Source organism: Fulvivirga lutimaris, from assembly GCF_009711525.1.
GTDB lineage: Bacteria > Bacteroidota > Bacteroidia > Cytophagales > Cyclobacteriaceae > Fulvivirga > Fulvivirga lutimaris.
On the sequence record NZ_SMLV01000260.1, the window covers coordinates 1 to 8,939 of the forward strand.

Below are 8,939 nucleotides of genomic sequence, written 5' to 3' on the forward strand. Positions count from 1 at the left end.
TGTTTGAAGTAGAAAATGAAGGTGTAGATCACGAAGTTGGTTTTGTAATAGCACCTAAGGGTAAGACTGAGCAAAAGGATCATATTCCGGAAGCATATTTGGCCAAAACCATAAAAAATGGCGAGACCTCAACTTCTAAAACCGTGACACTCGAAAAAGGAGAATATGTTTATTTCTGCCCTTTAAATCCAACACCACTCTACACACTAATTGTAAAATAATACAGTTAATAATTTATAATCTGTTTTCTTTTAAGTCACCTCTAATCGGATTTTTCGCAAAGGGGTGACTTTTTTTTGATTTATGCCTTATTAAATAATTAACTAAATTCGATGCTCAATAAAAGTTTGAATGTCGGAAAGCAGCAATAAAGAAAATGCTATAAAAACCACTTACCTAAGCATAGCAGGCAATACCCTACTAGCTATAACAAAGGGGACCGTTGGAGTTTTGGGCAATTCATACGCCCTTATTGCCGATGCCATAGAATCTACTACCGACATTTTTTCCTCCATATTGGTTTTGGTTGGATTACGTTACAGCACCAAACCTCCTGATGAAAACCATCCCTATGGACATGGGAAAGCAGAACCCCTAATCACTTTTGCTGTTGTAGGTTTTCTTGTGGTTGCAGCTACTGTCATTGCCTATGAGAGTATTGTTCATATTCAAACGCCACATAAAATACCTGAATCCTACACCTTGATTGTGCTTGGTGCAATTGTGCTTATTAAAGAGATATTTTACAGAATTGTTAATAAGAAAAGCGACCAAACGAAATCCTCAGCTTTAAAAGCAGATGCATGGCACCATAGAAGTGATGCTATCACATCGCTCATGGCCTTTATCGGTATTTCCATTGCCATCTTCATGGGCCCCGGCTATGAAACAGCTGATGATTGGGCAGCACTGTTAGCTTCAGGTTTTATTATTTATAATGCCTATTTGATTTTCAGGCCTGCGCTAGGCGAGATTATGGACGAGCATCTTTATGATGATCTGGTAGAACAAATTCGTGAAGAAGCCCAAAAGGTGGAAGGTGTCGTAGATACTGAAAAGTGCTTTATTCGCAAAACCGGCATGACCTTTCATGTTGATCTTCACCTGATTGTTGATGGCTCCATTACCGTAAAAAAAGGCCATGATATTGCACACGACACAAAAAATGTTTTGCAGCAGGAGTTTCCCGAGATCGCAGATATCTTAATCCATGTTGAGCCACATAATCATTAGTTTAACGTATTGATTGTCAACCAAACACGCCATTTATAATCGCTGATAACCTCAAATAAAAAAACCACTAAATACGTAAGTCTATCATTGTATTTTGGTCTTCACTTTTTGTGCAAATAGCTGCACAGACCCTAAAACTTATTAAACACAAACCAAATATTTATGAAAACCACACTACTGAGTTTACTACTTTGTTTGTGTGTCTTTTATAACCTTCAGGCTCAATCTGATAGCACCGAGGTTAAAGTTGACTCCACAAAAACAGAGAAGAAAGAAAAAAAAGACCTGCCTTTAGAAGCGGAGCGAAAAATTCATATTAATACAGATAACGGCACCTGGTTATCATTAGACGTAAGTCCTGATGGCAAAACCATTGCCTTCGCTATGCTTGGTGACCTTTACACAATGCCTATAACAGGTGGCGATGCCGAAAGAATTACGGATGGATTAGCGCTAGATACGCATCCTAAATTCTCACCTGATGGTAAGTCTTTGCTATTTGTTTCAGACCGTAGTGGTGGTGACAATGCCTGGAGAATGGATCTGGAAACCAAAGAATTCACCCAGATTACAAAAGGAAATACCCATAACATGCAGTCTGCAGAGTGGACCCCTGATGGAGAATACATTGTGGTAAGTAAAGGTACCAGAAACTTAAAGTTATACCTATACCATAAAGACGGTGGGTCTGGCGCGCAGCTGATCAAAAAGCCAGATAACCTTAAAACTGTAGAGCCTGCCTTTGGTAACAATGGCCGCTATATCTGGTTCTCAAATAGAAACAATGCATGGCAATATAATGCCAGCTTTCCGCAATATCAGATCTCAACTTATGACCGTGAAACTGGTGATATAGCAAGACAAACTTCAAGATACGGATCTGCCTTTGCCCCTACTTTATCGCCTGACGGCAACTGGTTAGTATATGGTAGTCGATGGAATGACGAAACTGGATTAATGGCCAGAAACCTTAAAACGGGTGATGAGAGATGGTTGGCTTATCCTGTGCAAAGAGATGAGCAGGAGTCAATCGCTCCATTAGGTGTTTTGCCAGCAATGTCATTCACACCTGACAGTAAAAACCTAATTGCCTCTTATGGAGGTAAAATCTACAGCTTGCCTATCGCTGGTGGAGATGCTGTAAACATTCCCTTCAAAGTAGATGTGGATCTTGAGTTAGGGCCAAGGTTGAAATTCAACTACCCCATCAGTGATGACCCGATGATGACAGTGACTCAAATCAGAGATTCAAAAGTATCTCCTGATGGTAAGCAAATTGCCTTCACAGCACTAAACAGATTGTATCTAATGGACTTACCTGACGGAAAGCCTAAAAGAGTGACAGACTTTGATTTTACTGAAGCTATGCCTACGTGGAGTCCTGATGGAGCTTATTTAGCCTTCGTCACGTGGAATGATTCGGACGGTGGTTATATCTATAAAGTAAATACCAAAGGTAAGGCTAAGCCTGTTAAATTAACTTCAACAGCTGCAGTCTACACTGAGCCTGTTTGGAGTTATACTAACGACAGAATCGTATTCATGCGTGGCACTAAACAAACTTATAAAGATGGTGATGGCCCATTCACTTTCGGCACTCAGGATGAGTTAATGTGGATTTCGGCCAATGGAGGAACACCTACATTGATCGAAAAATCTAAAGGCCGATCAACTCCACATTTTGTTAAAGGTAAAGACAGAATCTTCCTTTACGGACGAGAAGGTCTTGTCTCTATCAGATGGGATGGTACTGATGAGAAGTCAATTATTAAAATTACTGGTATTACCACCTATGGTTCGACCAGAGACATTATAGACCACCACAGCTTGCCGGAAACTGTTACAGAGCCGCAGAAAAAACCTTCAAATGCGGATGTAATTATGATGGCACCTGAAGGTGATCAGGCATTAGCACAGATCAATAATGAGATTTATACCATCACTGTACCTTATGTAGGTGGAGAGACTATTACCATTAATGTTGCTGATGCTAACAGCGCAGCTTTCCCTGCCAGAAAGTTGACCAAAATTGGTGGTCAATTTGCAAGCTGGGGCAACGATGCTAAAAAAGTGTACTGGACTATCGGTAATGCTTTTGTGACCTATGACCTTGAAGCAGCTGAAGCCAAAGAGGAAGAACTAGCTGCCAAAAAGAAGGAAGCTGAGAAGAAAAAAGAAGAAGGCAAGGACGAGGAGAAAAAGGATGATGACAAAAAAGACAAGGAAGATGAAGGCTACAAGCCAGAAGAAATCCGCATTAAGGTAGAAGTAAAAAGAGATATTCCTGAAGGAACCGTGCTGCTCAAAAATGCGAGAATCATTACCATGAAGGGTGATGAGGTTATCGAAAATGGCGATATTTTTATTGAGAATAACAGAATCAAGCAGGTTGGTGCTACTGGTAGCATCTCTGTAGATAGCAAAGTAAAAGTGATGGACATGTCTGGTAAGACAATAACTCCTGGCTTTGTTGATACTCATGCTCACATGTGGCCGGCTTGGGGAGTTCACAAAAATCAGGTGTGGGTTTATGCTGCTAATTTAGCTTATGGAGTTACCACTACACGCGACCCTCAAACTGCTACTACAGACGTATTGACTTATGCTGACATGGTGGATGCTGGTATGATCTACGGACCAAGAGTTTATTCGACTGGTCCTGGTGTAGGCTATTGGGCATACAATATCAAAAGCTTGGAGCAAGCAAGAGAGATCTTGAAGCAATACTCTGAATACTACAACACCAAGACCATTAAAATGTATTTGACAGGTAATCGTCAGCACAGACAGTGGATCATCATGGCTGCTAAAGAGCAAGGTTTGATGCCAACTACTGAAGGTGGATTGGACTTTAAATTGAACATCACTCAAATCTTAGATGGGTATCCTGGTCATGAGCACAGCTTCCCAATCTATCCGTTGTATGATGATTTCTTAAAAATGGTTTCTGAGTCTAAAACAGCCTATACGCCTACCCTATTGGTGTCTTATGGTGGGCCATGGGCTGAGAACTACTACTACGCCACTGAAGATGTGCAGGGTGATCCTAAGATCAACTTCTACACGCCTAAGTCAGAGCTGGATGCTAAGTCAAGAAGAAGAAACTCTGGCTGGTTTATGCGCGAAGAGTATGTGTTTGATGACCACGCCAAGTTTGTAAATGAGCTGGTAAAAGATGGTGGTATAGCCGGTGTTGGTTCTCACGGACAGCTGCAAGGCCTTGGTTATCATTGGGAGCTTTGGAGTGTGCAGTCTGGTGGACTGTCAGAATTGAATGCTTTGAAAGTAGCCACCATACTTGGTGCCGAGGCTATTGGTCTGGAGAAAGATTTGGGTAGCATTGAAGCAGGCAAGTTGGCTGACTTAGTGATTTTGGATAAAAATCCATTGGAGAATTTCAGGAACACCAACACGGTAAATATGGTGATGAAGAACGGAAGGCTGTACAATGCTAAAAATTTAGATGAGGTTTACCCAAGACAGAAAAAAGCACCTGAGTTTGAGTGGCATCAAGATGCACCAGAAAATGTACCTGGTGTCAAAGAATAAAATCTATTAAAAGTGATAAAGAGAAGCCCGCTAGAATTAGCGGGCTTTTTTATATTTCCTCTTCTACTCATACCTCAACGCCTTCACCGGATCAGACAAGGAAGCTTTTAAGCTTTCAAAGCTTACTGTTATCACCGTCAATAGCGTAATGGCCAAAATACTACCTACAAATAATGTCCAACTCATCGCGGTTTGGTAAACGAAGTTCTGCAGCCACCATTCTGATAAGAAATACGAAACCGGAACAGCTATCAGGGCCGCAACAATCAGTATTTGGAGGAATAGTCTAAGCAGTAAAAATAATATCTGAAAGTTGCTGGCACCCAAAGCTTTTCTTATGCCTATCTCCTTGGTTTTCTGCTCGGTGGTAAAAGAAGCCAAACCAAACAGTCCCACGCAAGTGATAAATATTGCCAGTCCCGCAAAGTTGGTAGCCAATGAAGAAACACGCCTCTCTAGCACATACATTCTTTCAAATTCATCATTCACAAACCAATAGTCCAACCCAACTCCAGGATATACCTGTTTCCACACTTTTTCTATCAGAGCTATTTTCTCCTGAAATTTGCCTTCAGGCAGTTTTACATAGAGAATTCTGTCTATGGCATGAGGTCTCGGGCTTATCACCAAAGGATCAATGGCCTGATAGGCCGACTGGTAAGGAAAATCCTTTACCACACCTACTACCTGACCGGTTTGTGGTTGCTCATAGTCATAGTTAAAATAGCCATTTACTTTGGGGTAAGACATGGCAGTGCCCACCATTTCTGCCGGAGTTTTGCCAAGTGCCACACATGCCTTTTCATTGATCACTATGGACAGTGAATCGGAGGTGTTTCCAATTTGGAAGTCTCTACCTTCTATCAATTCCAACCCATAGGTTTTTATAAAGTCATAATCTACATTAAAGGTGTTCCACTCATATTCTTCATCTGTAACATCAGGGAATTTATAAGGCACACCCAGTGGTCCAAAGAAGTCTAGCCTTGGAAGGTGATTACCAAAAGTGACATACTGTAGGTCTGGGTCCTGCTTAAGCATATTCTTAAAAGTGGCATATTTATTATAATCTGCCGTACCACCATGTCTTATTGACAAGATCTGATCGCCAGCCTCATTCAGCTTGCTGCTCTGCATCATGCTCATTTGGTTTACAGCAATCACAGTGGAAATCAACAGAATAATGGCAATTACAAACTGAAAACCGATCAATGACTTTCTTAGAATATTTGAGCCTTTACTAAATGTGAATTTCCCTTTCAGCGTGTCTATTGTATTCATGGCTGACAAAAACAAAGCTGGATATATACCAGACATGAAAGCCACAAAAAGCAATAGTCCAAACATACTCAATAAAATACCTGTGCTAAATAGAGCTGAGTAAGGAATGGATGTACTTGCCAGCTCATTAAATTCAGGCAGAATAACAACCACTAACAGCAGCGCAATAAGAAATGACAGAAACACCATGAGAAAAGACTCCATCATAAACTGACCTACCAGCTGTTGACGCTCCCCGCCTAATGACTTTCTCAATCCTACTTCCTTGGAGCGCTTAGCTGACCTTGCCGTTGCCAGGTTCATATAATTGATGCAAGCAATAATTATAATCAGCAGCGCAATGGAAGCAAAAGTGTAGATATAAGTAATATCACCTCCACCTTCCGTTACCCAGGCATATTCCTTATCAAAATGGATGTCCTGCACATTTCTTACAACAGGCTCCACGGTACCTTCAAACTCCTCAGCCAAATTTGGATTGTCAGCAAAAACCTGATCAATCATAGTATTCATTCCTGCCAATAAGGTCTCTTCATCAGTATCGGGCTTGGTGAGAATATAACTTTGATAACCACCATTATACATGTGCTCTTCATATTGTTCGAAAGTTACCCCCGGAGGAAATTGTTGGAAAGGCCTCAGGGCATAGTAGTTGACAATATATTTTGGTCTGATGTGGATGTTCTGCGGATAGTCTTCATAAACCGCTGACACGGTCAATTCCAACGGTTGGTTATTGGTAGCAAAGCTATGTCTCAAAGTCACCTGTTTGCCGATGGGGTCTTCATCACCAAATAAATCACGGGCTGATGACTGGCTTATGGCCATGCCTGTCGGATTTTCAAGCGCCTTCTCCTTATTTCCAGTGATCACTGGAAAATACATAAACTCATGAAAGTTGGATTGCACCCACAAAATATCTTCCGTCATGATCATTCTATCATCTGGCACATAGTGAATACTGGCGGGCATACCCATCCACATGGTTCTAATGCCACCTGTTACAGACTCCAGATTTTCCTTCATGTAGGTAGTCCAGCCTCCTGGCACATAGGTGTTGGGGTATTGATTCCCTTCCTTATCAATAAATTTGACCCCGAGAATATAAGTATCCTCCGATCTTTCAAACTGACGATCATAGGTAAGTTCACTATGGAGGTAAAGAAATATTAAAAGTGCTGCAGCAAGACCTACCGACAGGCCAAGAATATTAATTACAGCATATACCTTTTGCTTAGCGAATGCGCGAAGTGCAACGGTGAAGTAATTTTTTAGCATGATGTGTTGTTGTTTTTGACGTTGGCAAGGTAGTGATTAGTAGCAAGTTAAGTATGAATATTTTGTAACAAGTTGTCACAGAATTGTACTTTATTGAATGAATAGGGTAATTTCATTCAAAATCAAATTGCTATGATATTTTTTGCGCGATTGCTACTCAGTCTGATATTCCTTGTCTTGTCAGTGCTACATTTCTATTGGGCAACAGGAGGCAAATGGGGGCTGGATAATTCTGTGCCTACCAACTTAGAAGGAAAAAAAATGTTGAAGACAAGTCTATTTTCATGTATTGTAGTCGGCTCAGGATTATTAATATTTTCACTATTCTATTTTCTACCATTGGCGGATGTAGAAATACCTAATCTAGCGGGTTTTGTAAAATGGCTAGTGCCTTCAGTATTCCTTTTAAGGTCAATAGGTGACTTTAGATATGTTGGCTTCTTCAAAAGTGTAAGAACAACTCACTTTGCGCAGCTTGATACTACCTATTTCTCCCCACTCTGCGTGCTATTGGCTGGCCTGGGATTTATTGTGGCAATTGTATAAAAAATTCAATTCCAACCATTTGGAAGTACATGGTGTCTTAATAGCAGAACAAAAGTAAAACCATGAAAAATCGTATTCTAACTAATCTGGGTATTCTATTTATAGGTACAGTTATTATATTGCTACTTTCGAAATGTAGCAAAGAAGAAATAATAGTTTGCGGAATAGAGAATGTTTGTGGCGATGTTGAAGATTTAAGTTGGTTTGATGAAGAAGTAGAAAATCAGGGTGAACTCTACAATAAGTATTTCTATGTTTCTCAGGCCATATATGAAGGTGAAGTAGTCTTTCTTTTTGAAAACTGTTGTCCTAATTGTGCAACTATAGTTCCAGTAAAAAACTGTGCTGGTGAGACTTTAGGTCATCTCGGTTATGATCAGGGAGCTATCCATCCAGATGAAATATCTGACAGTTTTGTTATTTGGAAAGCACCAGAAAATCAATGTGTGTTTATAGACTAGATCTTTACAAAATTTCGGCCTGATTAAATACCTCTATCTGCTCAGTAGCAATATTTAAAGCTTCATGATAACGGTTACAAACCTTGTATTTGACTGGAGGTCTATTAACAACAAAAATAGCATTCAGTATAAATTGCAATAGCGGAGTAGGCATTACATAAATGAGGCAAATTACTTTGGATTTTAGCAATTCAGAATTCTCCTTTATAAAATTTGCTATCCTGACTCTATGAGAAGAACTTAAACTAGATGATTCTGAAACATCACTAATTAACACAAACGGCTTTTCAGCATTATTGATATTCTCAAATAGCTCAATCAGATATTGATCCATATGATCATCGGTAACAGCTACGGAACTAAACTTGGTTACAAGTACCTGATCAAATGGATTATAAAATTCAGCAAACTTTAGCATAAAAAAATCAAGACTAATAGAACTGAATTCTATCATTTCAATTCTAACTTGCCATAAGGATGAATTTGCGAAAATAATTAATTCAGTGAAAGTCATTGAATTAATTATTTATAATTTAAAGTACTAAGACACAAATAAAAACTAACCCAGCCCTTCCATTGCCTTGACAATTT

Annotated in this window: 7 protein-coding genes; 5 read left to right on the top strand and 2 right to left on the bottom strand. The window is 39.8% G+C overall.

The features are described 5' to 3' along the window. The 3 genes from E1140_RS21360 to E1140_RS03750 all read left to right on the top strand — a co-directional run. A partial coding sequence (locus E1140_RS21360; protein WP_221412624.1) for a cupredoxin domain-containing protein occupies window positions 1-221 on the top strand: 221 nt, incomplete at its 5' end. Between the two features lie 130 nt (window positions 222-351). After that, entirely contained in the window at window positions 352-1,233 is an 882-nt protein-coding gene (locus E1140_RS03745; RefSeq protein ID WP_155179175.1) for a cation diffusion facilitator family transporter, read from the top strand. A gap of 162 nt (window positions 1,234-1,395) precedes the next feature. Beyond that, window positions 1,396-4,782: an amidohydrolase family protein gene (locus tag E1140_RS03750; RefSeq protein WP_155179177.1), complete on the top strand. Its 3,387-nt coding sequence runs from the start codon at window positions 1,396-1,398 to the stop codon at window positions 4,780-4,782. Between the two features lie 63 nt (window positions 4,783-4,845). On the opposite strand, the gene E1140_RS03755 is transcribed toward E1140_RS03750, so the two are convergent. Next, window positions 4,846-7,341 carry an ABC transporter permease gene (locus E1140_RS03755; RefSeq protein ID WP_155179179.1) on the bottom strand — a complete coding sequence of 832 codons (2,496 nt, stop codon included), beginning with the start codon at window positions 7,339-7,341 and terminating at the stop codon, window positions 4,846-4,848. A 132-nt stretch (window positions 7,342-7,473) separates the two neighbouring features. On the opposite strand from E1140_RS03755, the gene E1140_RS03760 reads away from it, so the two are divergent. Together E1140_RS03760 and E1140_RS03765 are read left to right on the top strand one after the other, a co-directional pair. Beyond that, window positions 7,474-7,887, top strand: a complete 414-nt coding sequence (locus tag E1140_RS03760; protein WP_155179181.1) for a DUF3995 domain-containing protein — start codon at window positions 7,474-7,476, stop codon at window positions 7,885-7,887. A 62-nt stretch (window positions 7,888-7,949) separates the two neighbouring features. Next, complete coding sequence (locus E1140_RS03765; protein WP_155179183.1) at window positions 7,950-8,348, top strand: hypothetical protein; 399 nt, start codon at window positions 7,950-7,952, stop codon at window positions 8,346-8,348. A 4-nt stretch (window positions 8,349-8,352) separates the two neighbouring features. Here E1140_RS03765 and E1140_RS03770 read toward each other — a convergent pair whose 3' ends face one another. Further along, window positions 8,353-8,862 (bottom strand): hypothetical protein, encoded by a 510-nt coding sequence (locus tag E1140_RS03770; protein WP_155179185.1) that lies wholly within the window; start codon window positions 8,860-8,862, stop codon window positions 8,353-8,355. Window positions 8,863-8,939: the final 77 nt, after the last annotated feature.

Coding starts and splice junctions, on each gene's coding strand:
- E1140_RS03745 (WP_155179175.1), top strand. CDS start 352: ATGTCGGAAAGCAGCAATAAAGAAAATGCTATAAAAACCACTTACCTA.
- E1140_RS03750 (WP_155179177.1), top strand. CDS start 1,396: ATGAAAACCACACTACTGAGTTTACTACTTTGTTTGTGTGTCTTTTAT.
- E1140_RS03755 (WP_155179179.1), bottom strand. CDS start 7,341: ATGCTAAAAAATTACTTCACCGTTGCACTTCGCGCATTCGCTAAGCAA.
- E1140_RS03760 (WP_155179181.1), top strand. CDS start 7,474: ATGATATTTTTTGCGCGATTGCTACTCAGTCTGATATTCCTTGTCTTG.
- E1140_RS03765 (WP_155179183.1), top strand. CDS start 7,950: ATGAAAAATCGTATTCTAACTAATCTGGGTATTCTATTTATAGGTACA.
- E1140_RS03770 (WP_155179185.1), bottom strand. CDS start 8,862: ATGACTTTCACTGAATTAATTATTTTCGCAAATTCATCCTTATGGCAA.